The organism is Vibrio sp. Y176 (assembly GCF_033438945.1).
The window spans coordinates 1-729 of record NZ_JAWOQS010000471.1; the positions used below are offsets into that span (position 1 = coordinate 1).

1 protein-coding gene and 1 pseudogene are annotated in these 729 nt (G+C 41.4%); both read left to right on the top strand.

From position 1 onward, the window contains the following. On the top strand, positions 1-370 hold a 370-nt coding region (locus R7O13_RS26765), incomplete at its 5' end, for a flavodoxin (protein WP_318305194.1). Positions 371-440: 70 nt separating this feature from the next. After that, a pseudogene (locus tag R7O13_RS26770) lies at positions 441-729 on the top strand (phosphodiesterase); the annotation flags it as partial.

The window sequence follows — 729 nt, forward strand, 5'->3', positions numbered from 1 at the left end:
CGTCGCTAAAGACTCTTTGTTGGAAGGCGAAGCGAATTTGCAGGCTGATGACATTTTCCTCGTGGATTTTCATCGACTGACTATTATGTTTTCGATTCTTCAGTCTCAACGTTGGGAAGAGCAGTATGACCAAGAGATGATAGTTGAATACCTTACCCAAATTATCTTAACGCCGGATTTTGAGTTGTACGTTGGTTTTAAAGATGGCAACCCGGTGGGTGCAGCCATTGCGAGTAGCTATGAAGGTAACACGCTGATTTCTGACGTGGCCGTTTCTCAATCTTTAGATAAACAACAGTTTTCAGCGGATATTGCGAAAAGACTTAATAGTGATCACAAATTATGTGACACAATTATAATAGAAAGTTGATCAATATCGGCTTCATTTAAAAATGAAGCGCTACTATATGCAGCATTGCATTGGTTCGGCTGGGTAAAAAATGGTTAAGCGTTTAGCGCGTTTTCTCACCCTTTTGTTGTGCATAGGAACGGTTGCCGTACAAGCAGAGGAAACAAATTGGGAGCTCAAACGAGTTCTCGTGCTTCACTCCTATGATCCGTCTTATCAATGGACTAATGACATTCAGGCGGGAATCGAAAAGGGATTCAAGCAAACTGACGGCGAAGTCAAACTATCCATTAAATATTTGGACGCGAAGCGTGTTCATTCCGAAGGCTATTTGCAACAAATGGCGAGTTATCTTCGGTTTAAATATCGAGCTTATGAAT